Here is a 24,889-nt window from a genome sequence, read left to right as displayed (position 1 = left end):
GATGGAACGGTGAGGTAAAAGCCAACCGCCGAGGCTCTGGAACCCGGCCCTTGCTCCGTTTTTGCGGGGTGCGCTGGGATGACGGTGTTGATGAAACGTCGAGGCCGAATTGAACAGCCTTCCGGCTGCTGAAAAGCGCCCCTCGCTCTTGCCCCTTCTCAGGCTTCGCGGGAATGATGGTTCAAGAACGAAGCGGTGAGGCGAGCACCCGCCCCTCACCCCAACCCTCTCCCCGCAGGGGAGAGGGGGCACAACGGGTGACGCGTTATTCGCCGCGCAACCACCGCGCCGCATCCACGGCGAAATAAGTCAGGATGGCATCCGCCCCCGCCCGCTTGAACGCCGTCAACGACTCCAGCACCACGGCCTTCTCGTCCAGCCAGCCATGCTGCGCGGCTGCCTTCAGCATCGCGTACTCACCACTCACCTGGTACACGAAGGTCGGCATGCCGAAGGCATCCTTCACCCGGCGCAGCACGTCGAGGTACGGCATGCCCGGCTTCACCATCACCGCATCCGCGCCTTCGTGGATATCCAGTTCGATTTCGCGCAGCGCTTCGTCGCTGTTGCCCACGTCCATCTGGTAGGTGTGCTTGTTGCCCTTGCCCAGATTGCCGGCCGAGCCCACCGCATCGCGGAACGGGCCATAGAACGCCGACGCGTACTTCGCCGAGTACGCAAGAATGCGCGTGTGAATGTGGCCGGCCGCTTCCAGCGCATCGCGGATGGCGCCGATGCGCCCGTCCATCATGTCCGACGGCGCCACGAAATCCATGCCGGCCTCGGCTTGCGCCAGCGACATCTTGATCAGCGCCTCGATAGTCGGCTCGTTCATCACGTAGCCGTGCTCGTCGATCAGGCCGTCCTGGCCGTGCGTGGTGTACGGATCGAGCGCAACGTCGCCGATCAGGCCAAGCTCCGGATACTTCGCCTTGAGCGCACGCGTCGCGCGCTGCATGAGCGCATCCGGGTTCCATGCTTCGCGTGCGTCTTCGGTCTTCACCGCGGCACCCGGCGACGGGAACAGTGCCAGCGCCGGAATGCCCAGGCGCACGCATTCGCCGGCGAGCTTGAGCAGTTCGTCAATCGACAGGCGCTCGACGCCAGGCATGGACGGCACGGGCTCGCGCTGACTGTCACCTTCGATGACGAACGCCACCATGATCAGGTCGCTGGCCAGCAGCGTGTGCTCGCGCATCAGTGCGCGGGAGAAGGCATCACGGCGCATGCGGCGCATGCGGACGGCGGGATAGCTCATGGGCGAACTCTCGGGCAAGACATTCGCCCATTTTAGCGCCTCTTCGCCACGATATCGGGGGGCAGGTTGACGCGGACGGTGAGACGGCGAAACCGCACCATGCATGAACGCACGGACTCACGAACACCCCGCTGCAACATGTGAAAGTGCAGTCTCAGCCAGCCTGCCACCAAGGAGACCGACCATGAGCACGCCCGCCGCCCGCCGTCATCACTGGCCGCTCGCCAACGAAGCCCGCTACCTCGGGCCGCACGAAGGATCGCAGCCGATGGATGTCACCATCGTCATGCGTCATCGCGGCGGCATCCGTCCCACGCCGGCCGCGTGGCCGCATCAGCCGGCTGTGGCACGTGCCGATTTCGGGACGCAATGGGGCGCCGATCCGGCCGATGCCGATGCCATCCGCCAGTTCGCCGGCAAGCACGGCCTGCAGGAGACCAGCTGCGAACTGCATCGACGCGTGATGCATCTGCGCGGTACGCCGCAGCAGTTGCAGCAGGCCTTTGGCGTGCAGTTCGGGCGCTACCAGATGCCTGACGGTGGCCCCGAGATGATCGGCTGCCATCTGCCGCCGTCACTGCCCAGTGAACTGTCGCCGTCGGTGATCGCCGTGCTTGGCCTGGACAGCCGCCCGGTCGCACGGCCGCATTTCCGTCGCCCCGCCGCCACACCGACCACCACGTACACGCCCGTGCAGCTCGGTGCGCTGTACCAGTTTCCCGCCCAGCTCGATGGCACCGGCCAGACCATCGCGGTGATCGAACTCGGCGGCGGTTTCACGCAGGGCGACTTCACTGCCTACATGCAGTCGCTCGGCATCAAGGCGCCCACCGTGAATGTCGTGTCCGTGCAGGGCGGCACCAGCCAGCCCGGCGGTGATGCCGATGGCGAGGTCATGCTCGATGTGGAAGTGATCGGCGCACTCGCACCTGGCGCGACCCTTTCTGTTTACTTCGCACCGAATACCGACCAGGGCTTCTACGAAGCCATCTCGCAGGCGGCGCACGACACCAGCCATCCATCGGTGATCTCGATCAGTTGGGGTGGCCCGGAGGACAGCTGGTCCGCCTCGGCACTCAGTGCCATGCAGAGCGCCTTGCAGGATGCCGCGGCGATGGGCGTCACGGTGACCGTGGCCTGCGGCGACAGCGGCTTCACCGATGGCGAAAGTGACAACAAGCCACACGTGGACTTCCCCGCGTCGAGTCCGTTTGCGCTCGCCTGCGGTGGCACGAAGCTGCTGTCCAGCGGCCACACGATCAGCAGCGAAACCGTGTGGAACGAACTGGCCGGCAATGAAGGTGCCACGGGCGGTGGCGTGAGCGCGAGTTTTGCGTTGCCCACCTGGCAGCAGTCGTCCGGCGTACCGGCGGGCACCAATGGCTACGCCGGGCGCGGCGTACCCGACGTGGCCGGCGACGCCGATCCGAACACGGGTTACCAGGTTAGGGTGGATGGCCAGGACCAGGTGATCGGCGGCACCAGTGCCGTCGCGCCGCTGTGGGCTGCGCTGATCGCGCGTTTCAACCAGCAGCTGGGCGCGAACGTCGGCGACCCGCACGCCGCGCTCTATGGCATCGGCACCGCGGCTTTCAACGACATCACCCAGGGCAACAACGGCCAGTTCCAGGCGGCCAAGGGCTGGGATGCATGCACTGGCCTGGGCACGCCCAAGGGACAGACGCTGCTTGATGCCCTGGCGCAGCTGAAGACCGGTGGCGGCACCACCACGCCCGCGCAGCCGCCACAGCCGACCGCGCCCGGCAAACCGACCAAGCCGACCAAACCCACCAAACCCAAAAAGCCGAAGAAGTGACGACAGGCGGGCGCTGAAGGCCCGCCGTGGTCACGCTTCCTGCACCACCGTGTTGCGAAGCGTTCCGATGCCTTCGATGGATATCTCGCACACGTCGCCGGGCTTCATGTAGACCGGCGGCTTGCGTCCGGAGCCCACGCCCGAGGGCGTACCCATGACGATGAGGTCGCCCGCCGCCAGCGTGATGCCTTCGCTGATGATGGCAATGGTCTTCTCCACGCCGAAGATCATGTCGTTGGTGGAAGCGCGCTGCATCACGTTGCCATTGAGGCGTGTTTCCAGCGTCAGCCCGGTGGCGCCCGGCGGCAGCTCGTCGGCCGTGACCATCCACGGACCAAACCCGCCAGTAGCGTCGAAGTTCTTGCCCATCGTCCACTGCGACGTGCGGAACTGGTAATCACGCACCGAGGCATCATTGAACACGCCATAAGCGAAGACGTGGGCGAGCGCGTCATCGCGCGTGATGTGCCGCCCGCCCCGGCCGAGCATAAGCACCAGCTCGCCTTCGTAATCAAACGTGTCCGACACCCGCGGGCGCACCAGCGGTTGCCCGTGCCCGACCAGGCTGGAGGCAAAGCGGCCGAACAGCGTGGGGTACGACGGTGGTCGCGAGCCGAGTTCGCGCGCATGGTCGCGATAGTTGAGCCCGAGGCAGATGATCTTGCCGGGGTTTGCGCTCGGCGGCAGGCAGGTCACGCCGTCCGCATCGAGGGCAACGCCTGTTCGAAGGTGATCGACCCATGCCGCCCGCTGCGCCTCGTCGGCCTCGGCGATGGCACCGACATCGGCAGGCACTCCGCCTTCGTCCAGGAACCGGGCGCGCCAGCCATCGCCCGCATCCACCGCCAGCCCCACTCGCCCGACCTGCTGAAAGCGCATGAACCGCATGCCGAGCTCCCACGTTGAATCCGGCGCCTACTGTAGAGCCAGCGGAGATACGGCGAAATGCCCCCTTACGCGGAAGGCGGGTCGCACACGGGTGTCATCAACGCAAAGAGCAGTCCGCGGGAAGATTCGGCGTGGCGAGCGGCGGGCAGCTACGCTCCTGCGTTGCCGGCTCGGGTACCGAAACGCCGGGTCGATAGGGTTGGTAGGTCGGGGACGGCACCGGGGTGGATACCCCGCTTTGCTCCGAGGCCACCTGCACGGCGGCACGAGACACGAACGTCAGTGCATCCCGGGAAATGCGCTCGCCGGCGGTGGGTTGCACGGAGAACACCGGCAACGACGGGCGCCTGGCCAGAGGCTGTGCCACGGCCGTCGTTGGCGAGTTCGCCAGGGCAAGTGGTTCGCGATAAGAGTCGCCCGGCAATGCTCCCGCAGGTTGCTGTGCCCACGCCGGCAGCATCATCAGCGCAGCCAGCAGCCCCGCGGTGATGGAGAGGTTTCGCGGTTTCATCAGGGTCATGCTTTGCTCCTTTCCATGAGCCTCTCCTGCAGGGACGCGTGCCCCGAGGGAATGTCGCGATCATAGCCATCACGCCCGATCAGGAGCCAGTGATGTTGCTCCTGCTGTTGCTCACGATTCAAGCCGGGCAACATGCACCCTCCCATCGTCAAACCAGGGTGCCATGGAAAGCTGCCTGTCGACGTACCGGTTCATCAAGCTGCGCGGGCACCGCATGGCCTTTCGCACCTGCGGAAGCGAGCACGGGGAACCCATCGTGCTGATCCACGCGTTTGCCAGCGAGTCTGCCAGCTGGAGGGCCACGGCCGAGGCGCTGGGCAGGCGCGGCTTCCGGGTCATCGCGCCTGACCTGCGCGGCCATGGTCGCAGCCCTTGGACCGCCACTTATGCGCTGATGGATTTCGAGCAGGACCTGATCGCCCTGCTTGATGCGCTGCAGCTCCCGCGCGCAAGCCTTATCGGTCACTCGCTCGGAGGGCACCTCGCCCTGAAGCTGGCCACGCACCAGCCCGATCGCATCCACCGGCTGGTGGTGGAGGCTGCCCCGATACCGCCGCGCGACGCGGCAGACGCGGCCGCCCTTGATGCCGCGCGGGGCGGGCCGGCATGGCGGCGCTCCCTGCGGCTGGCCGGCCCGGGTCGCCTGCTCCGGCGGGTGCTCATGCGGCGGTTCGATCCTCGCTCGGCCCGCTTCGTGCTGCCGGAACTGCGTTTGCCCATGCCGCTGTGGTGGAGCCGGCTGGCCGCGCTGCCGACGCCTTGCCTGTTGCTCGCCGGCGAAGGTGATGGACTCGTGACGATGCGGCAGCCGTTGCTGGCCGCCCACATGCCCCGGGCCACCGCCCGAACGGTGGGCCATGGCCATCACCTGCATGGCGAGCACACCGACGCGTTTCTTGCCGCGGTGCTGCCCTTCCTGGGCGAATCCGCCTGAAGGCGTGGGGCACCGCCCATCGATCTCAACAGGACAGATACCTGACGCACCGATGCGTAACAGCTTTCGGACTGGCAAACCGTGACGTGCACATATCCGGCAAAAAACAGGGCTATGATCTGGTGTCGAGCGGCGTCCCGATGCTGCCAGACCAGGGGAGAAACGAAACGGCGCTTCCGTCCGCCTTGGCGGCAGCCCACGGCATGCCCGGATTCGATGCCGGAGCCGGTCAACCGCAGCTACCGCATGCGCGCCTCTTGCAGAGGGACGCCACGCTCCGCTGCATACCGGGAGATGCCTTCAGGTCGCGCCTGCAAACAACACCCGTACGCCGCCGCCGTCATACTTTGGTTACCAGGGGGAACACCATGTCGAGCGTTATCGAGTTTCTGGAAAGGCTGGGTGCCGACGCGCACCTGCGCCAGGCCACCAAGGAAGAAGTCGCCCTCGCGTTGGCTGACGCCTGCGTCGAAGCCACCGCCAGCGAAGCCATCCTGTCGGGCCAGAGCGAGGCGCTCTACGCCTTGCTGAAGCGCGCACCCATGGTGTGCGTGCAGACCGTGCCGCACAAGGAAGACGAGGAAGAGGAAGAGGACGAGGACGAGCAGCCCAAGTCGCCCGACAAGAGCGCCAGCCGGTCCTTCATCGGCGCGCGCGCCCTGGCCGAAACGGCCTGACGATGCGTCGTACCGGCGCCATGTGCCGGCAACTGTTCCTGGCAGCCTGCGTGCTGCTGGGAACGCACTCGGGTGTGGCCCATGCGGCCACGCCCGCTGGCGTGCAGAGCGCGGTCGACATGCTGGACCACGCCGACCACATCAAGACGTCCAACCACGACGAATTCCTGAAGTTGCTGGGCCAGCTCGACCAGCGCCAGGCCGAGTTGCCCGCACGCCAGCGCTGGCAGCTGCGCTACCTCGATGCATGGCAGACGGCGTACGAAGGCCGTTACGACCAGGCCAAGCCCCAACTCACCGAAGTAGTGAACCAGTCGGGCGACGCCACCCTGCAGGTCCGGGCCACCGCGACGCTCGTGAACATCCTGGGCATTGGCCACCATTACGAAGACGCCTTCACCCGCCTGAGCATCCTGGTGGACCAGCTGCCCTCGGTGAAGGACGTTGAAGCGCGCTACCAGGCCCTGGGCGAAGCGGCGCAATTCCTGACTTTCGCCGGGCAGTACGAACTTGCGTCGGGCTACGCGCAGCAGATCCTGGACGACGCCGCGCTGCGCGACCATGCGTGCCAGGGCATGTATTTCAAGCTGCACGCGCAGTATCTGGGCAACCGGATCAAGGGCTCCGACCCTGGATTCGACCACGGCATCGACACCTGCCTGGAAAGCCGGCAAGAGCTGTTCGCCAACGCCATGCGTGGCGACCGTGCCGACTACGCGATCCGGCAAGGCCACGCCGACGAAGCGCTCGCGCTGCTGCAATCGCACTACGACGAAGTGCTTTCCTACCGTTATCCCGCGCTCATCGCGAACTTCGACTCCCTGCTCGCGCGTGCCTACTGGGAACGCGGCGACCTGGCACAGTCCCGCAAGTACGCCATGGCCGCGCTGGAGAACTCCGTGCACGATGAGTACGCCGAGTCGCGCAGCCTGGCCTATCAGGCGCTCTACAACGTGGAGAACCGGCTGGGGAACGCCCAGGCCGCGCTCGAATACCATGAAAAATACATGGACACGGACAAGGGCTACCTCAACGACGTCACCGCGCGTGCCCTTGCCTACCAGACGGTCAAGCAGCAGTTGCTGGCCAACAAGATGCAGGTCGATGCGCTGAACAAGCAGAACCAGATCCTGCAGCTGCAGCGCAGGCTGGATCGCAAGGACATGGAAACCAGCCGGCTGTACATCGCCCTGCTGCTGACCTTCGTGGCTTCCATTGCCTTCTGGCTGCTGCGCACCAAGCGCTCGCAGCTGCGCTTCAAGCGGCTGGCAACCCGCGACAGCCTCACCGGCGTGCACAGCCGCCAGCACTTCGTCGACGAGGCCGAGGCGCTGCTGCGCGTATCGGCCCGGTCCACGCATGACGCCTGCCTGGTGCTGCTGGATCTGGATCACTTCAAGGACGTGAACGACACGCATGGGCATCTCGTTGGCGATCTGGTGCTCAAGCGTGCGGTAGCCGCGTGCCAGCACCACCTGCGGCGCCACGATGTCTTCGGTCGTCTGGGTGGCGAGGAATTCGCCGTGCTCATGCCTGACTGCAGCGCATCACAGGCGCGTGAACGCGCCGAACGACTTCGCCAGGCCATCGCCGCCGCGCCGCTGTGGGGCGAAACGCGGCACGTGATCGTCTCGGCCAGCTTTGGCCTGGCATCCACCGACCGCAGTGGCTACGACCTGCACCAGCTGATGATCGACGCGGACAATGCGCTCTATCAGGCCAAACGCGAAGGTCGCAACCGCGTGGTGTACGGCCAGCTGGGCGACTTCATCGTATCGAACGAACCCGGCAGGCCGGCGAACGACCACACGGCGGACGCAGGCAGCAACCTCGGCAACGCGGCGAGCGCCAACAACCTCTAGGCAAGCGCACTCCAGCCATGCGCGCAACGCAGGCCGGCTTAGTCCGATGCCGCGTCACCGGACTTGTCGATCGACTTTGGACGAGCCACCACGAAGGCCGAAGGCAGCAATGCAACCCAGCCATTGGCCAGCCGCGTACCCGCGATGGCCTCCGCCGGCACCTTGCCATGGGTCTGATAGGCCAGCAGCACGCCATCCGGATGCTGCCTGCACCACGCTTCGGGATCGCGCGCCTCCGGCAGCGGCGAGGGCATGCGTGCGAGGAAGGTCAGCAGACCCGGTTCGTTGCCCGTTCGTGCGAGGGGCACGCCGCTGGCGCGCAGTTCACTCGCCCGTTGCGCCACGCCGCGCACATCCAGCGCGCTCACCGCCTGCAGACGCACCAGCGGCAACATGGCCAGCCCCGCCCACAATGCCACCAGCGCCACGCGTGCCGCAGGATCGGCACCGCGCCCCAGCCAGTACGCCAGCATGGCGATCACCAGGAGCACCGCTGCCAGCACATACAGGCCGGTCGCCGTCGCATGATCCAGCGTGCCATTGCCCAGCGGCGACGGGCTGAGCACGGCCCACCCCAGCACGCCAACCATCACCACCAGCAATACCCACACGCGCCGCACCGCGATCAAGCCGGCATCCTGACGGAACCACGCGCTCAACAGGATGGCCGCACCGGGCATGACCGGCAGCAGATAGTGCATCTGCTTGCCGCTGACGATGCAGAACGCCAGCAATGCCGGCACCGTTGCACAGATGCCGAAGCGTGCGGCCCTGGACGAACGCCATGCGTTCATGGCGTGGCCCATGCGTCGCCAGCGCAGCAGCAGTGGCCACGGCAGCAGCAGCACCGGCACCCAGGGCAGGTACCACCAGATCGGACGGTTGTGCGCAAAGCTCTGCACCACTCGCCCCGCCGTCTGGTGCAGCAACAGCTCCTGCGCATCGGCCGGGTTGAGGTGATGCACGGCTGCCCACGCCCACGCCAGGGCCGGCATGCCACCCAGCACGGCCACCAGCACCATCACCAGCACGGTGCGCCAGGTGACGCGCGGCGACGACCTCATCGACCACCACCGTGCCAGCACGATGGGCCCGGCCAGATGCAGCAGCATCACCGGCCCCTTCGCCAGCACGCCGAGCGCACTGGCGACGAACAGCCAGAGCAGCGCCTTGTAGCCGCGCTCCTGCACGTAAGCGACGATGGCGAGGAAAGCGGAGAGCACGCACAGGCATAGCAGCACGTCGAACATCACGACGCCGGTGTACAGCACGAAGAAGATCAGCCCGAGCATCATCCAGCTGGCCTGATTACCTGCTTCCGGCACCAGCTTGCGCTCGACGCGACCGCACAGCGCCACGCAACCAACACCGCAAGCCACCAGCAAGGCGCGGGCTGTCCACAGCGACGGCCCCAGCACGGCCCATACGGCATTCAACAGCCAGAACAGCAGCGGTGGCTTGTCGAAGTACGGCAACCCATTGAGATGCAGCGTCACCCACTGGCCGGTCTGGCGCATTTCCCACGCAATGCTCAGGTAACGTGTTTCGTCGATGGGAATCGGCGACAGCACGGCGAGCAGCGGCAACAGCAGCAGCAGCCAGATGGCCGGAGGCAGCCGACGTAGGCCTTGGGCAACGGAATTCATGGCGGCATCTTGCGGGCGCTTGCTTACAGTTCTCTTAGAGCCTCAGTATCCCGCGCCCCGCCCGCCACGATGCCGCCATGGCAGCTTTCACGAAGCCGCCGTCCCCCGGTCATCAGGGTGTCGCGCATGACCCGTCACCAGGCCGATCAGCGTGGGCATCACCAGCAGCACCAGCGGGTACTGCAGGGCGAGGCCGGCGATGATGGCGATGGCCAGCGGCTGCTGGATTCCCGCACCCGCCCCCCAAGCCAGGGCGAGCGGCAGCAGCGTGAGGATGGCCGCCAGCGTGGTCATGGTGATCGGGCGCAGACGGTCGCGGCTTGCCGTGCGCAAAGCCTGCATCGCGGGCATGCCCTGCGCCAGGCTGACATATTCGGAGACGTAGAAAATCGCCATTTCCGTACCCATGCCGATGATCATCGTCATGCCCATCATGGCGGTGATGTTGAGGTCCACGCCGCACAGCCACAGCGCAATGAACACAGCCGTGGCGGAGAACAGCGAGCAGCCCATCACCACCAGTGCCAGGCTGGGGCGCCCATAGAGGAACAGCAGCAACACGAACTCGGCCACCAGCGCCATCAGGAACACCTTGGCGAGCCCGAGAAAAGCGATCTGCTGTTGCTGGTACAAGCCGCCCAGTTCATAGCGGGTATCGGCATGGAGCATGCCCGGCTGCGCGAGCAGTTTCTTCACGTCGGCCACGGCGGCGCCCATGCCGCGTCCGTCGATGCGCGCAGTCACCGCCACCATCTGCTGCAGGTTCTCGCGCGAGATCTGCGGTTGGCCGTTTTCGGTAACGATGCGCGCCACGCGGCTCAGCGGAAATACATGGCCGTCGGGCGCGTGCACCGGCAACTCAAGCAACTGCGGCAGGCGCCATTGCATGGCATCGGGCATGCGGATGCGCACGCCCACGCTCTTGGTCTCTTGCGGCAACTGGGTCGCCACCACGCCGGTGAGCGCGTTGTTGATGGCCTGCGTCACCATCGCCACGGTCATGCCTTCGAAGGTGGCCTTGTCCGGATCCACCTGTACGTTGAGCGCGTCGCCGGCGAGCTGCACGCCGTCCTTGATTTCCACCACGCCCGGGATGTCGGCAATGGCCTTGGCCACCTTCTGTGCCTGCGGCACCAGCGACTTCGGATCGGCCGAGTACAGCTTGATCTCGATGGGCTGGGGCACGGCGGTGAGGTCGCCGATCAGGTCTTCCATCAGCTGCGCCAGCTCCACTTCGACACCGGGTACGTCGTGCTCGACCTGCTCGCGCACGTCGCTCATCACTTCCTCGGTGGCACGTTCGTGATCCGGCTTCAGACGCACGAAGAAATCGCCGTGATACGACTGGCCCAGGTCACCGCCGAGGCCGGTACCCAGCCGGCGGGAGAACGTATCCACTTCCGGCATGGAGCGCAGGATAGCCTCCACTTGCGCGACCTGCCGCGCCGTTTCGGGCAGCGAGGTACCAGGTTTGGTGTAGTAGTCCATCACGAAGCCGCTTTCATCCACCGACGGCATGAAGCCCGTGGAGACGTGCGTATAGGCCAAGCCGCCGATGACCAGCAGCGGAATCACGATGGCCAGCAGCCACGCCGGCCGCCGCGCAAAGGCGTCGTACAGCCGCGAGTGCGCGCGTGACAGCCAGCTTTCGTGATCGAGCCCGGGATCGTGCCATCGCTGGAAATCCACCCAGCGCCGCAGCAGCGGCGGCACCACGAAGGCTGACACCAGCCATGACACGGCCAGTGCGCTGGCCATGGTGATCGACAGCGCCTTGGAGAACGCGCCGGTGACGCCGCTGAGCAGGCCCAGCGGCACGAACACGATCAGCGTTGCCAGGCTGGAGCCGGTGAGTGGCTGCAGGAATTCGCGCGCCGCCGGCAACACAGCCGCCTCGCCACCGCCTTCCCGCGCACCGGCACGGCGGGCCACGTGCTCCACCATCACGATCACGTCGTCGATCACCAGCCCTACGGCTGCGGCAATGCCACCCAGCGTCATGATGTTGAAGCTCATGCCGAACACCTGCAGCAGCAGCACGGTGACGGCCAGCGTTACGGGTACCACCAGCATGGCGATCAGGGTGACGCGCAGGTTGCGCAGGAACACCAGCAGCACGGCCGCCGCGAGCAGCAGGCCGATCAGCACCGCATCACGCACGCTGTGCGCGGATTCCACCACCAGCTCGCTCTGGTCGTACCAGGGCTTGAGCGTCACGCCCCTGGGCAAGCGGAAAGACGCGAGCTTGGCGCGCACTTCGCCGGCGATCTGCACGGCATTGCCGTCGGGCTGTTCGTAGACGTTGAACAGCACGGCGGGCTTGCCGTCTTCGCTCACCTTGATCCACTGCGGCACGTAGCCATCGTGCACGGTCGCGACATCAGACAGCTTCACCCAGCCGTGCGCGTCATTCTTCACGACGATGTTACGGATGGCTTCCATGCGTTGCAGCGAGTGGTCGGCCACCACCAGGTAAAGCTGGTTGCGATCCTGCAGGCGTCCCACCGCTTCCAGCTGGTTCGCGCCGCTGACGGCCGTGGCGAGGTCGTCCAGGCCCAGGCCGTACTGGGCGAGCTTGCGCGGATCGGCCTCCACTTCCACTTCGGCCGTTTCGCCGCCCTGCACGTCCACGCGCGCCAGCCCTTCCACCGAGGCCAGCAAGGGCACGATCTGGTACTGCGCGAGATCACGCAGCGCCACCGGCGACAGGCTGTCCGACTGCAGCGAATACGAAATGATGGGATAGACGGTGGGATCCATGCGGCGCACGTTGTACGACGCACCCGCGGGCAGGCTGGGCAGCACACGTGCAATGGCCGAATCCACCTGCAGCGTGGAAGCGATCATGTCGCGGCCCCAGCCGAAATCCACCGAGATCTGCGCGGAGCCGCGCGTGGTTTCCGAACGCAGGCCGGCCACGCCGGGCACGGTGCGGATGGCTTCTTCCACCGGGCGTGTCAGCAGCAGTGCGGTCTGATCGGCCGGGCGGTCGCCGGCATCGAGATCCACCACCACGCGTGGGAACGACACCTGCGGAAACAGGCCCACGGGCAGCGTGAAGGAGCTCGCCAGGCCCGCCAGCGCGAGCGCAAAGGCCACGATGACGATGGCACGCGCGTGCCGTGCCAGCAACGTCGGCAGGCTCATGGCTTGGCTTTCTCCGACGGCAGGCGCACGGCCATGCCGTCGTCGAGCTGGGTGGCGCCTTCCGTCACCAGTGGCAGCTTCGCATCCAGTGCGCCGGTGGCCACGGTGACCTCGCCGGTTTCACCCAGCACCTTCACCGGCACGCTCTTCGCCTTGCCGTCGGCCACCTGGAACACGTGGTGACCTTCGTCGTCGCCCTGCACCGCGTCGCGCGGCAGCAACCATCCCTGCCACTGCCCCACCACGATGTCCGCCCGGAATCCTTCGCCGCCCACCAGCGCACCATCGGGCACGATCTCCACGTCAAGCTGGTGCGTGGCCTTGTTGAGCGTGCGCGCCACGCGACGCACGGTGCCGTGCATGGACTCGCCGCCGTCGATGGGCACCAGCTCAGCCCTGGCGCCGACCTGCACGCGCGTCATCGCATCGCGTTCCACGCCGGCCGTCACCACCAGGCCATCGCCACGCTGCACGGTGAGCAGCGGTGCGCCGGGCTGCAGGTTGTCGCCCTGTTGCGCATCCACGGTGACCACGGTGCCGTCGAACGGCGCGGTGACGTCCACGGTGGCCGTGCGGCCCTGCTGCTGCACCAGCGCATCCAGGTTGGACTGGGCGTCGCGCAGGGCCTTCTCGGCCTGATCCAGCTGGTCGCGCGTGGCGAGTTGCTGGGATAGCAATTGCGCCGTGTGCGCCCGCTGCGCTTCGGCCAGCGTCTGTGCCGTTACCGCTTGTTGGTAGGCAGCGACCGCGGCAGGTGCCAGTGCAAAGCTCAACAGCGACTGGCCGCGCTTCACCGAGGCGCCTGCCGTGACGTTCCAACGCTGCACGCGGCCGGCGGCCTGCACGTTGATCACCTGCGCGGCATCGGCTGCCGGGCCGGCGCTGCCATAGGCAGCTACCGTATCGGGCAGGCTGCCCTGCTTCAGCGGCACGGTGGTCACGGCAGCGCTGACCGTTGCGTCGTCGGGCGACTCGCCGTGCGAGCACCCCGTCAGCGAGCACGCCATCAGTGCGCCGGTGGCCAGCGTCACGACAATCCATGGCAGTCGGTAAGTCATGGGGCCATCACATCCTGTTCAAGAGCGGTCGGCATGCCGCGTCCCACCAGCAGTTCCAGCGCGGCCTGCTGCTCAAGCATGGCCTGCTCGGTGGCCAGCTGCGCCAGCTGCCGGTTGAGGGCGGCGACACGGAGATCGGTAACGTTGCGCAGATCCAGTAGACCCGCCTGCGCGGCCTTCCCGGCCTGCGCCGAAGCATGCACGGCATCGTCGGTGGCCGGCACCAGCGCCTGGCGCTGCGTATCGAGTTGCGCGTACTGCGCGAGCAAGGCATTGACGTCGTCACGCGACGTGGCGAGGCGCACGGTGTATTCCTGATGCAATTGCTCGCGCGTGGCCTTGGCGATGGCCACGTTGTGCTGGTTGTGATCGAACAGCGGCAGCGTGAAGTTCACCGCCGGGCCACCGTTGCGCACCCGGCTATTGTCCTGTGAGGCGTCATAGCCGATGGCCAGCGGCGGAAACTGCGCGAGCACCGCGGCGCGCAAGGTGGCTTCCTGCGCGCGATAGCCCAGCTGCAGGGCGACCAGATCCGGACGGCGACGGCTCACGTCATCGAACTGTTGGCGGATCGCCGACGCATCCACACTGGGTTGCGGCAGATCGTGTGACAGCGGCAGGTCGACACCGGGCTGGAGCCCCAGCAGCGCATCGAGCTGCTGCTTCAGGTCCAGCTGGCGACGCTGCAGGTCATTCAACGCCGTGCGCGCATCGGCGGCGGCGGCAAGGTCCGAAGCCACCGTCACGCGCTCCATGTTGGCTGCGGCCACGGCGCTGACAATGCGCGATTCGCGTTGCGCCAGTGCATCCAGCGCCTGTTGTTGCAGGTGGATCTGCCGCTCGCCCTCGACCAGGTCGATGACCAGCAGGCGCGCCTTGCCCATCACCTGCCACTGCTCCCACAACAGGCTCGCGTCCACTTCATCCGCATTCGCCTGGGCCGCTTCGCGGCGCGGACGCAGCGTGATCAGCGAGGTGATGTCCTGGCTGATCGATGCTGTCCAGGCCGTGGCATCACCCACCCCGGACAGCAGGTAACCCACGTTGCCACCGACGGTGGGGTTGGGCAGCACGCCATCCTGCTTGCGCTGGGCCTGGGCCGCCTGGCGGCGCGCATGCTGGCTGCGCAGGTCCGGGTTGTTGAGCAGCGCCAACCGCTCCACCGCTGCCATGTCCAGCGGCAGCGTGCTGCCGTCGTAGCCATTGAGCTGCGACAGCGAGGACACCGACGTGGCCTGCTCCGGCAGCGGTTTGGCGTGGTAGGTGGCACAGCCGGCAAGACACGCCATCAGCAGCGCGGCAGTGACCTGGCGCATCCGCGGGGGCCGTCCGGCGGGCGCCTTGGCAAGGGAATGGAACACCGACAATCCGTGCAAGAAGGGGGAAGACATACCCTACCGAAAGTGTCTTAGCGTTCACTTTGTAAAGCGGCGCCTTACGCCCGCCGGTCAGCCCCGGCTGAGCGGCAAGCGTACGTTCACACGCAATCCTTGCCCATAGGGCGAATCCAGCAGCTCGATGGTGGCGTCATGCAGTTGTGCGGCCCGCTGCACGATGGACAGGCCCAGGCCATAGCCGTCGCCCCGGCTGCCGGCCTCGCGATGGAAGCGTGCGAAGACCGCCGCGCGACGTTCGGGCGGAATGCCCTCGCCATTGTCGATCACGTCGATCGCAGCGTGCGCCTGCTCGCGCTGGATGATCAGCTTGACCAGGCCGCCCATGGGCACGTGGCGCAAGGCGTTTTCCAGCAGGTTGCGCAGCAGGGCCGCCAGCGCTACCTCATGGCCGCGCACCATCAGCCTGCCATCGGCCAGGGCCACGTCCAGCTCCACGTCCGAGTCGCCGATCAGGGGGGCCAGCTCTTCGATCACGGTGCGCGCCACGGTCAGCAGGTCGATATCGGCATGCGGTTCCGCACGCGAGCTGGCTTCCAGTCGCGCCAGCGACAGCAGCTGCTCGACGCGGCGTGCCAGCGCCGCCAGGCTTTCGCGGGCGCCGGACAGGGCAATGTCCGCCTCGCCGGTGTCGCGGCTGGCCTGGGCGTTCTCCAGGTTGATCATGGTGGAGGCCAGCGGTGTGCGCAGCTCGTGCGCCACATCCGCGCTGAAGCGACGTTCGCGCTCCAGCGCTTCCTCCAGCAGGGTGAACTGGCTGTTGAGCGCGTCCAGCACTGGCTCCAGTTCGCGCGGCGCCTCGATCACGTCGAGCGTGTCGCGGCTGCCCGGCTTGCGCGCGGCGAGTTTGGCCGCCAGCGCCTCCAGCGGCCGCAGGCCGCGCCGCACGGCCCAGCCAATCAACAGCGCCAGCACCGGCAGCGCAATCAATGGCGCCAGCGCGTGCTCCACCCACAACGCCACGGTGATGTCGCGGCGGCTGTCGTAGCGTTCGGTGGCGCGCACCACCAGGCCGTCGTCCGTAGGCGGCAAGGTGAACAGGCGCCAGCGATAGTGACCCAGCCGCACGTCCTGGTAGCCGAAGTGCGCGGCATCGGGCGCCGGCAGCGCGGTCATGTTGCCCGTGGCCATGAGCGTGCGGCCGGTGCGGTCGAACACCTGGAATCCCACTTCCGATTCGTAGGTGTGGCCATGCAGGACCACCTCCTGCCTGGGCTTGGTGGCCACCGGCACGACCATGCCCGTCTCCGCGCTGCGCTTCTGCAACGCGGGCAGGCCGATTTCGTCCACCAGCGTCTGCAGCGTGCGCGCCGATTGCGCGAGGCGGCCGTCCGACAGTTCGTTCACTTCGTTGATGGTGCGCCGCATGCTGTAAACGCCCAGCGGCACCAGCACCAGCGCGATGACGCCAAGGATCAGCCAGACCAGACGGGCGCGCAGGCTGCGGCGACTCACTTGGGGTCCTGTGGAATCATGTAGCCAAAGCCGCGCACGTTGCGCACGGTCTCGAAGCTGAGCTTGCGGCGCAGCGAATGCACCAGCACTTCCAGCGCGTTGTTGCCCACCACGTGATCCAGGCCGTACAAGGAATTTTCCAGGCTTTCGCGCCGCACCAGCTTGCCGGCGTTTTCCATCAGCGCCTGCAGCAGGGCGAACTCGCGTCGCGTGAGGTCCACCGGCTCGCCGCGGAAACTCACCTCCGAGGTGCCCACGTCCAGGCTCAGCACGCCCACGTCGATGCGATTGACCGACAAGCCGCGCATGCGACGCGTCAGCGAGCGGATGCGCGCGGCCAGCTCTTCCACATGGAAGGGCTTGGTGAGGTAGTCATCCGCACCGGCATCCAGGCCGTCCACGCGGGCCGACAGGCCATCACGCGCGGTCATCACCAGCACCGGCGTTTCCACGTGGGCGCGACGGGCCTCGATCAGCACCTCGATACCGTCGCGCCCCGGCAGGCCCAGGTCCAGCAGCACCAGATCGGCGGTGCGGTCGCGCATGGCATTGAGCGCCGAGCGGCCGTCGCGCAACCACGACACCGTATAGCTCAGCCGTTCCAGGGCGCGCTGGATGGCTGATCCCAGCTGCGCATCGTCCTCGACCAGAAGAATGTGCACGTGCCTGACGCTCCTTCGCCCGTCCGGCGATGTTCGCCGGGATTATCCGACAAGACACTTAGGAAACTCTTAAAGGCGGTGCGCTCCTACACGGGGGTGATGCCGACAGGGCGCACGGTCTCAGGGATTGAGACGGCCCCCGGGTGCAATGCCAGCCCCGGACGGAGTGCACCCATGAACGCCTTGCCCAACCCCCTGGCCCAGCGCGCGGTGCGCGGCGACGGCGCACTGGCCGCGCCGGCCTCCGGTGGCGACCAGCTCGCCCGCCGGCTGAGCAAACGCTACAGCGACCGCATCACCGGCTCGTTCGTGCTGCCCGGACGCGAGGGCCAGTTCGCGCCACTACCCGGCGATATGCCAGCGACACTGGCCCATGCGCTGCGCACACGCGGCATCCACCAGCTCTACGCGCACCAGGCGCAGGCATGGAACGCCACCGCCGCCGGCGAGCATGTGGTGATCGCCACGCCGACCGCCTCGGGCAAATCACTGTGCTACACCTTGCCAGTGATCAGTGCGGCCATCCGCCAGCGGGCCAAGGCGCTGTTCCTGTTTCCCACCAAGGCACTGGCGCAGGATCAGGTGGCCGAACTGCTGGAGCTCAACCAGGCCGGCGATCTCGGCGTGAAGGCCTTCACCTTCGATGGCGACACGCCCGGCGATGCGCGACAGGCCATCCGCCTGCACGGCGACATCGTGGTGAGCAACCCGGACATGCTGCACCAGGCCATCCTGCCGCACCACACGAAATGGGCGCAGTTCTTCGAGAACCTGCGCTACATCGTCATCGACGAAGTACATACCTATCGCGGCGTGTTCGGTTCGCACGTGGCCAACGTGCTGCGCCGGCTGCAGCGAGTGTGCGCGTTCTACGGCGTGTCGCCGCAGTTCATCCTGTGCTCGGCCACCATCGGCAACCCGGCCGAACATGCCAGCGCGCTGATCGAGCAGCCCGTCACGGCGATCACCGAGAGCGGCGCACCGGTGGGCGAGAAGCACGTGCTGCTGTGGAACCCGCCGGTGGTCAATCCTGACCTTGGCCTGCGTGCTTCGGCGCGTTCGCAGTCCAACCGCATCGCACGCACGGCGATCCGTGCCGGGCTGAAGACGCTGGTGTTCGCGCAGTCGCGCCTGATGGTGGAGGTGCTCACCAAGTACCTGAAAGACGTATTCGACAGCGACCCACGCAAGCCGCCGCGCATCCGCGCCTATCGCGGGGGCTACCTGCCCACCGAACGTCGCGCGGCGGAGCGCGAGATGCGCGCGGGACAGGTGGACGGCATCGTCAGCACCTCGGCACTGGAGCTGGGCGTGGATATCGGCGCGCTCGATGTCGTCGTGCTCAACGGTTATCCCGGCAGCGTCGCCGCTACCTGGCAGCGCTTCGGCCGCGCGGGCCGCCGCCAGCAGGCCTCGCTGGGCGTGCTGGTGGCCAGCAGCGATCCGCTGGACCAGTACCTGGTGCGGCATCCGGAATTCTTCCAGGGTGCGCCACCGGAACATGCACGCATCGCGGCCGATCAGCCGCTGATCCTGCTCGACCACATCCGCTGCGCTGCGTTCGAGCTGCCGTTCCGGGATGGCGAACTGTTTGGCCCGCAAGACGCCACGCCATGGCTGCAGGTGCTGGCCGAGGAAGGCGTGCTGCATCAGGAAGGCGAGCGCTTCGAATGGATCGCCGACAGCTACCCCGCCAATGCCGTATCGCTTCGCTCCGTGGCCGACGGCAACTTCGTGGTGGTAGATCGCACCGACGGGCGCCAGACCATCATCGCGGAGGTGGACTTCAGTGCCGCTTCGCTCACGCTGTACGAAGGCGCCATCCATATGGTCCAGTCGGTGCCATATCAGGTGGAGCGGCTGGACTGGAACGGCCGCAAGGCTTTCGTCACGCGCACCAACGTCGACTACTACACCGACGCCATCGACTACACCAAGCTGAAAGTGCTCGAAGCCTTCGACGGCTCACCCGCCGGCTCAGGCAGCGCGCATCACGGCGAAGTGCACGTGGCCCGTCGTGTGGCTGGCTACAAGAAAATCCGCTACTACACACACGAGAACATCGGCTACGGCCCGGTAAACCTGCCTGATCTGGAGCTGCATACCACCGCCGTGTGGTGGCAGTTGCCGCAGCGCGCGCTGGAGCAGGCGTTCGATCACCGACAAGAAGCACTCGATGGTTTCCTTGCCGCCGCACACGCCTTGCATATCGTGGCGACGGTGGCGGTGATGGCCGAGGCGCGCGATCTGCAGAAGGCCGTGGGCAGCGGCGATGGCGCGTGGTTCGCCACGCCCGATGCCAATGGCCGCGCGCAGATCCGCTCCGGCTTCGGCGAAGGTGAGCCATCCACGCTCGGCCCCTTCATTCCCACGCTTTACCTCTACGACGCCTTCCCCGGTGGCGTGGGCCTCAGCGCGCCGCTATTCGAGCGACGGGAAGACCTGGTGCGCCTGGCCCGCGAACTGGTGCAGCGCTGCGACTGCCGCGCCGGCTGCCCCGCCTGCGTCGGGCCGGTGCTGGCCGTGGACGAGCAGAACGAACGCTCGCTGAAATCGCTCGCCACGCGCGTGCTCGATCTGGTCATCGCCCTGTGAGCGCACTGGCCGACAAACTGCGCGGTTTGCGCCGCCAGGCCGGCGTATTGCCACCGGCCCCGGCGCCGGTGCCAACGCCCGCTCCCGCGCGCCAGCGCCCCGCACTGCCAGACAACATCGCCCAGTTGCTTGGCATACGCCAGCGCGTCCAAGGCAGCCCGCCGCGTCGCAAGGCCGTGGTGGATCCCGCCTCACTACCCGGCGTGACCATCGCGCCGGGCCTGCAGTTATGCGAAGCACGCAGTGCCTGGCCGCCGGCGCCGCCTGCATTCCACGCTGGCTTCGCCCGCATCGACGAGGTGATCGATCCCACGCGCCTGTTCCTGTTCGACACCGAAACCACCGGCCTGGCCGGCGGCACCGGCACCCGCGCCTTCATGATCGGCGTGGGCGACTGGCATGAAGGCGGCTTTCGCGAACGGCAACTGCTGATCACCACCCTGGCCGGCGAAGCCGCCATGCTGGAATGTTTTGCAACGTGGTTGCGGCCGGATGCGGTGCTGGTGAGCTACAACGGCAAATCGTATGACGCGCCACTGCTGAAGACACGTTTCCGCCTGCAGCAGCGCACGTGCCCGCTGGAGGGGCTTGCGCATATCGACCTGCTTCATCCCGTACGGCGACGCTGGCGCGGCGCCTGGGAGAACTGCCGGCTGGCCACGGCAGAGCGGAAGTTGTTGCAGGTGGTGCGGGAAGATGACCTGCCGGGATCGGAAGCGCCAGCGGCATGGCTGGGGTTCCTGCGCGGTGGCCCGACGGCGCCGCTGCACCAGGTGGCGCGGCATAACAGCCAGGATCTGCGCAGTCTCGGCGGCATCCTTCATCGCTTTGCGGCACATGACGACAGCGTGATGGCCCCCTGAGCGGGGAATATGGCCGCCGGCGCGCGCCGGCTGGCATTCCCTTGCCCCTTTCATCCGTCCATGTTGCGATGTGCGGGCGCGCCAGCGTACATCGAGGAGCCGTCAGCCATGTTCAAGGACTTCATCCAGACTGCCTTGCTGTTGATCACGGGCCTGTTCCCGGTGATCAACCCCATCGGCTCGGCCTTCATCGTGCTGAGCATGGTGCCGCGAACATCCGCCGCCGAGCGCACCGACCTTGCATGGCGCATCACCCTCAACAGCTTTGCGATCCTGCTGGTGTCGCTGGTAATGGGCGCCTACGTGCTCACCTTTTTTGGCATCTCCATTCCGGTGCTGCGCGTGGCAGGCGGCATGATCATCGCGGTGGCCGGCTGGAACCTGCTGCAGAAGCCCGACGAGGACGACGGTGAAGCGGCGGTCAAGGCGCAGGAGGTGCAGGCGGCCAGGCCGAATGCATCGCTCGCGGCCAAGACCTTCTATCCGCTGACCTTGCCCCTGATGGTGGGTCCGGGCTCCATCTCGGTGGCGATCGCGCTGGGTACCAGCTCGCCCCAGCAAGGGCTCGAAGTGGCTCACGTGCTCGGCGTCGTGGCGGCACTGGCCGTGCTGAGCCTGAGCATCTATGTATGCATGCGTTCTGCAGGAACACTGGAACGCTGGCTGGGCGCCGCCGGCACCAAGATCGTGATGCGGCTGTTCGCACTCATCACGTTCTGCATCGGCATGCAGCTGCTGTGGCTGGGATTGTCCGACCTGCTTCGCTCGCTGAAGCTGCCGGCGTGAACCGGCCGCCGCGCGCTCAGCGCGGCGGTTGTCCCTGCTTGCGCTCGCGCTTGACCTGATACATGGCGGCGTCCGCTTCGGCGAGCAGTGCCTCCGGCTCCACGTCGCCAGACATGGATACGATGCTGCCGATGCTGGGGCCGGCGTAATCCAGGGTGAGTTCGCCAAGATGGAAGCGGCCCGTGGTGGCTTCCTGCAGGCGTTTTCGCAGGGCATCGGCGACCACCAGCGCGTCCCCGTGTGCGGGGCTGGAGAGCACCACGAATTCATCGCCGCCCAGTCGTGCCACGAAATCCCCAGCCCGCACCGCGCCCTGCATGCGCCCGCCGATGGCGGCGAGGAAGCGATCGCCGGCGTCGTGGCCATGGATATCGTTGATCGCCTTGAACTGATCCAGGTCGACGAAGGCCACGATAAGCGCGTGCCCGTCCGGACCATGGCCGGTGAGGCGGCGGCGCAGCTCGTCCATCAGGGCGCGGCGATTGGGCAGGCTGGTGGTTGCATCGGTCAGCGCACTCACCGCCAGCGTGTCGTTGGCGCGTTGCAGTGCCTGCAACATGCGTTCGCGTTCGATCTGCTGGCCGATCAGGCGCGAGAACATCTGCAGCACCTGTTCCGCGCCGTCCGCCAGCGGCTTGCGCTCGCCACTGGCCGCGCACAGGGTGCCATAGAGCGTGCCATCGTCCAGCCGCACGGGCGTGCTCGCGTAGGTCTCGATACCCAACTCGCGCGCGGGGCCGGAATCCGCCCAGCAGTTGGCGACGTCGTCGGTATAGGGCCGCCCTTCCTCCAGTGCCCGCTTGCACAGCGTGCCTTCCCACGGCACGGACAGGCCCTCGGGAATGTCCAGCCGGCTCGTGTTGCGCGAGAACAGGATGTACTGGTAACCCGCCTGCGTGTCGATGGTGGTGAGGTAGGTGGATTCCAGCCCCGTCACCGTCTGCAGCAGCTCGAGCAGGGGACGCACCAGCTCTTCCAGCGTGCGCGCCTTGGCGACGGAGGCGGCCAGTTGGCCAATGAAATCGGGCGGGGCAAAGGTATCGGTCATGTTCATCGCTGCATCTTGTGCGAACTGGATTGTATGCGCCACCGCCATGATATCCAGCTGTCTGGCGCGGGGCTTTCGTCGCATCATCGGGTGACGCCATGCGTGGATGATGGACATGGCAGCTGTCGTTTGATCGTGATTGCCGCACAGTTCCGGGCATGTCATGGCCCGTCAACGCACTGGCGCTGCGTGCCAACGTGTGTAGACTGCCCCGGTCCACCGTGTCATCGACCCTGTCCAAACGCCCTGCTTGAAGGCGTACGACAGCAGAGCGTTCTCCTCGGGCGAGGTGCCTCCATGTTGATGCGTTGCGTTGCACTGGTCGGCTTGCTGCTGTTGTCCAACACCGCGCTGGCGGATGTTGCACCACCCCCTGCCGCGGCCTCGGCAGCCACGACCGACACCCCCGGTACGACCTCCACCGGCACGCAGTTCACGGTGCCTGCCGAGTGGACCATGCATGTGGCCGGCAATAAGGTCACGCTGAACCCGCCGGAAGCCGGTGCGCAGATCGTGCTGGTCGACGTGAAGGCGGATACGCCCGACGATGCCACCAGCAAGGCGTGGAAAGCCTACGCACCGGCTAAAACGTGGCCGCTGCAGGTGTCGAGCGACGTGGCCGCGCGCGACGACTGGGACCAGATCCGCGTCTACAACTACGAGACCTCCGCCAACGACAAGCGCGACGTTCTCGCGTTCGCCTACCGTCACGGCGACCAGTACACGGTGCTGATCTACGACATGCCGACGGACGTGGGAGAGAAGCGCGCCTCACAGACGCGGGCCATCTCCGATCGCCTGCTGCCCAAGGGCTACAAGCGCGAAAGCTTCAACGGCCGCAAGGCGCATCCGCTGGATGCGGGGCGCATCGAGACGCTCAAGGCCTTCGTGGACAACGCACGCAAGGCGTACGACGTGCCCGGTATCGCCATTGGCCTGATTGATCAGGGCAAAGTCGTGTTTGCCGGCGGCCTGGGTGTGCGCGACATCGGCAAGGCCGACGCGGTCGACGCCGATACGCTGTTCATGATTGCCTCCAACAGCAAGGCGCTGACCACCCTGATGCTGGCGCGCGAGGTGGATCAGAAGAAGTTCACCTGGAATACGCCGGTGGTGCAGGTGATGCCGTCGTTCCGGCTGGGCGACACTGCCACTACGAAGCAGGTGCTTATCCGCCACCTGATCTGCGCCTGCACCGGCATGCCGCGTCAGGACATGGAGTGGGTGTTCAACAGCCGCGATGCCACGCCGGCATCGGTCATGAAAGCCTTGTCCGGCATGCAGCCCACCAGCAAGTTCGGCGAGCTGTTCCAGTACTCCAACCTGATGGCGGCAGCTGCCGGCTACCTCGGTGGCCACGTGCTGTATCCCAGCCTTGAACTGGGCGCGGCGTACGACCTTGCCATGCAACGCCAGGTGTTCGACCCGCTGGGCATGAAGATCACCACCTTCGACTATGAGAAGGCGCTGCTTGGCGACCACGCCACGCCGCACGGCTTTGACGTGGACGGCCGCACCGAAGTCGCCGCCATGGGCATCAACGATTCCATCCGCGCTGCCCGCCCGGCCGGCGCCGCGTGGAGCTCGGTCAGCGACATGCTGCATTACGTGCAGATGGAGCTGGCCGAAGGCCTGCTGCCCGATGGCCAACGCTACGTATCGAAAGAGGCGCTGCTTGAACGCCGCAAGCCCAACGTGGCGCTGGGCACCACGGCCACCTATGGCATGGGCCTGATGGTGGACCACACCTGGGGCGTGCCGGTGGTGCATCACGGCGGCGACCTGGCCGGCTTTCATTCGGACATGCTTTGGCTGCCGGAACAGGGCGTGGGCGCGGTCATCCTGACCAATGCGGATGCCGGCATGTTCATTCGCGGGCCCTTCCAGCGCCGCCTGCTGGAACTCCTGTTCGACGGCAAACCGCTGGCGCAGGGTGATATCGATGCGGGCGTAAAGCGGCTGAAGGCGCAGATTGCCGCCGAGCGCAAACGCCTTGTCGTGCCGGCCGACCCGGCACAGGTGGCCAGGCTCGCCGAGCACTATCGCAACCCTGCCGTCGGCAACATCCAGGTGGATCGCAGCGGCGAGCACCCGGTGTTCAACTTCGGCGCGTGGCACAGCGAAGTGGCATCGCGCAAGAACGATGACGGCACGGTTTCCTTCGTCACCATTTCGCCGGGCTCTGACGGTTTCGAGTTCGTGATGTCAGGCACCGGTTCCGATCGCAAGCTGGTATTGCGCGACGGCCAGCACGAATACGTCTACGACGAGGTGAACTAG

Annotated in this window: 18 protein-coding genes; 8 read left to right on the top strand and 10 right to left on the bottom strand. The window is 66.7% G+C overall.

The genetic code is table 11. The annotated features are described in order from the left end of the window. Positions 1–265 precede the first annotated feature (265 nt). Positions 266–1,258: a porphobilinogen synthase gene (gene hemB, locus H8F01_RS11660; protein ID WP_187055294.1), complete on the bottom strand. Its 993-nt coding sequence runs from the start codon at positions 1,256–1,258 to the stop codon at positions 266–268. Between the two features lie 184 nt (positions 1,259–1,442). Here hemB and H8F01_RS11655 point away from each other — a divergent pair, with 184 nt between their 5' ends. Then, the gene (locus H8F01_RS11655) at positions 1,443–3,074 is read left to right on the top strand and encodes a S53 family peptidase (protein ID WP_187055293.1); all 1,632 of its coding nucleotides are present in this window, start codon (positions 1,443–1,445) and stop codon (positions 3,072–3,074) included. A gap of 30 nt (positions 3,075–3,104) precedes the next feature. On the opposite strand, the gene H8F01_RS11650 is transcribed toward H8F01_RS11655, so the two are convergent. Continuing rightward, complete coding sequence (locus H8F01_RS11650) at positions 3,105–3,962, bottom strand: fumarylacetoacetate hydrolase family protein (RefSeq protein ID WP_187055292.1); 858 nt, start codon at positions 3,960–3,962, stop codon at positions 3,105–3,107. A 97-nt stretch (positions 3,963–4,059) separates the two neighbouring features. Continuing rightward, positions 4,060–4,482 (bottom strand): hypothetical protein, encoded by a 423-nt coding sequence (locus tag H8F01_RS11645; protein WP_187055291.1) that lies wholly within the window; start codon positions 4,480–4,482, stop codon positions 4,060–4,062. Between the two features lie 163 nt (positions 4,483–4,645). Between H8F01_RS11645 and H8F01_RS11640 the strand changes: the two genes are divergently transcribed. From H8F01_RS11640 to H8F01_RS11630, 3 genes are all read left to right on the top strand, one after another. Next, positions 4,646–5,416, top strand: coding sequence for an alpha/beta fold hydrolase (locus H8F01_RS11640; protein ID WP_187055290.1), 771 nt, complete (start codon positions 4,646–4,648; stop codon positions 5,414–5,416). A gap of 368 nt (positions 5,417–5,784) precedes the next feature. Continuing rightward, a complete protein-coding gene (locus tag H8F01_RS11635) occupies positions 5,785–6,093 on the top strand; it encodes a hypothetical protein (protein ID WP_187055289.1) in 309 nt (102 codons plus the stop codon). 2 nt (positions 6,094–6,095) lie between these two features. Continuing rightward, positions 6,096–7,955, top strand: a complete 1,860-nt coding sequence (locus H8F01_RS11630; protein WP_187055288.1) for a sensor domain-containing diguanylate cyclase — start codon at positions 6,096–6,098, stop codon at positions 7,953–7,955. 38 nt (positions 7,956–7,993) lie between these two features. Here the strand turns inward: H8F01_RS11630 and H8F01_RS11625 are convergent, their stop codons facing one another. The 6 genes from H8F01_RS11625 to H8F01_RS11600 all read right to left on the bottom strand — a co-directional run bounded on the left by H8F01_RS11625 (position 7,994) and on the right by H8F01_RS11600 (position 17,317). Then, positions 7,994–9,601 carry an ArnT family glycosyltransferase gene (locus tag H8F01_RS11625; RefSeq protein ID WP_187055287.1) on the bottom strand — a complete coding sequence of 536 codons (1,608 nt, stop codon included), beginning with the start codon at positions 9,599–9,601 and terminating at the stop codon, positions 7,994–7,996. An 87-nt stretch (positions 9,602–9,688) separates the two neighbouring features. After that, a complete protein-coding gene (locus H8F01_RS11620; RefSeq protein WP_187055286.1) occupies positions 9,689–12,748 on the bottom strand; it encodes an efflux RND transporter permease subunit in 3,060 nt (1,019 codons plus the stop codon). Next, positions 12,745–13,806: an efflux RND transporter periplasmic adaptor subunit gene (locus H8F01_RS11615; RefSeq protein WP_187055285.1), complete on the bottom strand. Its 1,062-nt coding sequence runs from the start codon at positions 13,804–13,806 to the stop codon at positions 12,745–12,747. The genes H8F01_RS11620 and H8F01_RS11615 overlap by 4 nt, the downstream gene beginning before the upstream one ends. After that, the gene (locus tag H8F01_RS11610) at positions 13,803–15,122 is read right to left on the bottom strand and encodes a TolC family protein (RefSeq protein ID WP_187055284.1); all 1,320 of its coding nucleotides are present in this window, start codon (positions 15,120–15,122) and stop codon (positions 13,803–13,805) included. Before H8F01_RS11610 ends, H8F01_RS11615 begins: the two co-directional genes overlap by 4 nt. Positions 15,123–15,254: 132 nt before the next feature. Continuing rightward, positions 15,255–16,655: an ATP-binding protein gene (locus tag H8F01_RS11605; RefSeq protein WP_187055283.1), complete on the bottom strand. Its 1,401-nt coding sequence runs from the start codon at positions 16,653–16,655 to the stop codon at positions 15,255–15,257. Beyond that, on the bottom strand, positions 16,652–17,317 hold the full coding sequence (locus H8F01_RS11600) for a response regulator (protein WP_187055282.1): 666 nt from the start codon (positions 17,315–17,317) through the stop codon (positions 16,652–16,654). Before H8F01_RS11600 ends, H8F01_RS11605 begins: the two co-directional genes overlap by 4 nt. A 183-nt stretch (positions 17,318–17,500) precedes the next feature. Here H8F01_RS11600 and H8F01_RS11595 point away from each other — a divergent pair, with 183 nt between their 5' ends. From H8F01_RS11595 to H8F01_RS11585, 3 genes are all read left to right on the top strand, one after another. Next, positions 17,501–19,912 (top strand): DEAD/DEAH box helicase, encoded by a 2,412-nt coding sequence (locus H8F01_RS11595; RefSeq protein ID WP_425490115.1) that lies wholly within the window; start codon positions 17,501–17,503, stop codon positions 19,910–19,912. Next, the gene (locus H8F01_RS11590) at positions 19,909–20,775 is read left to right on the top strand and encodes a ribonuclease H-like domain-containing protein (protein WP_187055280.1); all 867 of its coding nucleotides are present in this window, start codon (positions 19,909–19,911) and stop codon (positions 20,773–20,775) included. The genes H8F01_RS11595 and H8F01_RS11590 overlap by 4 nt, the downstream gene beginning before the upstream one ends. 108 nt (positions 20,776–20,883) lie before the next feature. Further along, positions 20,884–21,561: a MarC family protein gene (locus H8F01_RS11585; protein ID WP_187055279.1), complete on the top strand. Its 678-nt coding sequence runs from the start codon at positions 20,884–20,886 to the stop codon at positions 21,559–21,561. 16 nt (positions 21,562–21,577) lie between these two features. Here H8F01_RS11585 and H8F01_RS11580 read toward each other — a convergent pair whose 3' ends face one another. Next, on the bottom strand, positions 21,578–22,615 hold the full coding sequence (locus H8F01_RS11580) for a sensor domain-containing diguanylate cyclase (protein ID WP_238480958.1): 1,038 nt from the start codon (positions 22,613–22,615) through the stop codon (positions 21,578–21,580). A gap of 291 nt (positions 22,616–22,906) precedes the next feature. Between H8F01_RS11580 and H8F01_RS11575 the strand changes: the two genes are divergently transcribed. Continuing rightward, positions 22,907–24,889 (top strand): serine hydrolase domain-containing protein, encoded by a 1,983-nt coding sequence (locus tag H8F01_RS11575; protein ID WP_238480957.1) that lies wholly within the window; start codon positions 22,907–22,909, stop codon positions 24,887–24,889.

The sequence above is a fragment of the Dyella telluris genome (assembly GCF_014297575.1).
Lineage (GTDB): Bacteria > Pseudomonadota > Gammaproteobacteria > Xanthomonadales > Rhodanobacteraceae > Dyella > Dyella telluris.
This window is presented reverse-complemented; position numbering and strand designations above follow the sequence as displayed.

Excerpts from the sequence above, each read along its gene's own strand:
- H8F01_RS11635 (WP_187055289.1), top strand. The coding sequence starts at position 5,785 with ATGTCGAGCGTTATCGAGTTTCTGGAAAGGCTGGGTGCCGACGCGCAC.
- H8F01_RS11615 (WP_187055285.1), bottom strand. The coding sequence starts at position 13,806 with ATGACTTACCGACTGCCATGGATTGTCGTGACGCTGGCCACCGGCGCA.
- H8F01_RS11625 (WP_187055287.1), bottom strand. The coding sequence starts at position 9,601 with ATGAATTCCGTTGCCCAAGGCCTACGTCGGCTGCCTCCGGCCATCTGG.
- H8F01_RS11610 (WP_187055284.1), bottom strand. The coding sequence starts at position 15,122 with ATGCGCCAGGTCACTGCCGCGCTGCTGATGGCGTGTCTTGCCGGCTGT.
- H8F01_RS11645 (WP_187055291.1), bottom strand. The coding sequence starts at position 4,482 with ATGACCCTGATGAAACCGCGAAACCTCTCCATCACCGCGGGGCTGCTG.
- H8F01_RS11655 (WP_187055293.1), top strand. The coding sequence starts at position 1,443 with ATGAGCACGCCCGCCGCCCGCCGTCATCACTGGCCGCTCGCCAACGAA.
- H8F01_RS11650 (WP_187055292.1), bottom strand. The coding sequence starts at position 3,962 with ATGCGGTTCATGCGCTTTCAGCAGGTCGGGCGAGTGGGGCTGGCGGTG.
- H8F01_RS11575 (WP_238480957.1), top strand. The coding sequence starts at position 22,907 with ATGTTGATGCGTTGCGTTGCACTGGTCGGCTTGCTGCTGTTGTCCAAC.
- hemB (WP_187055294.1), bottom strand. The coding sequence starts at position 1,258 with ATGAGCTATCCCGCCGTCCGCATGCGCCGCATGCGCCGTGATGCCTTC.
- H8F01_RS11580 (WP_238480958.1), bottom strand. The coding sequence starts at position 22,615 with ATGAACATGACCGATACCTTTGCCCCGCCCGATTTCATTGGCCAACTG.
- H8F01_RS11585 (WP_187055279.1), top strand. The coding sequence starts at position 20,884 with ATGTTCAAGGACTTCATCCAGACTGCCTTGCTGTTGATCACGGGCCTG.
- H8F01_RS11640 (WP_187055290.1), top strand. The coding sequence starts at position 4,646 with ATGGAAAGCTGCCTGTCGACGTACCGGTTCATCAAGCTGCGCGGGCAC.
- H8F01_RS11630 (WP_187055288.1), top strand. The coding sequence starts at position 6,096 with ATGCGTCGTACCGGCGCCATGTGCCGGCAACTGTTCCTGGCAGCCTGC.
- H8F01_RS11620 (WP_187055286.1), bottom strand. The coding sequence starts at position 12,748 with ATGAGCCTGCCGACGTTGCTGGCACGGCACGCGCGTGCCATCGTCATC.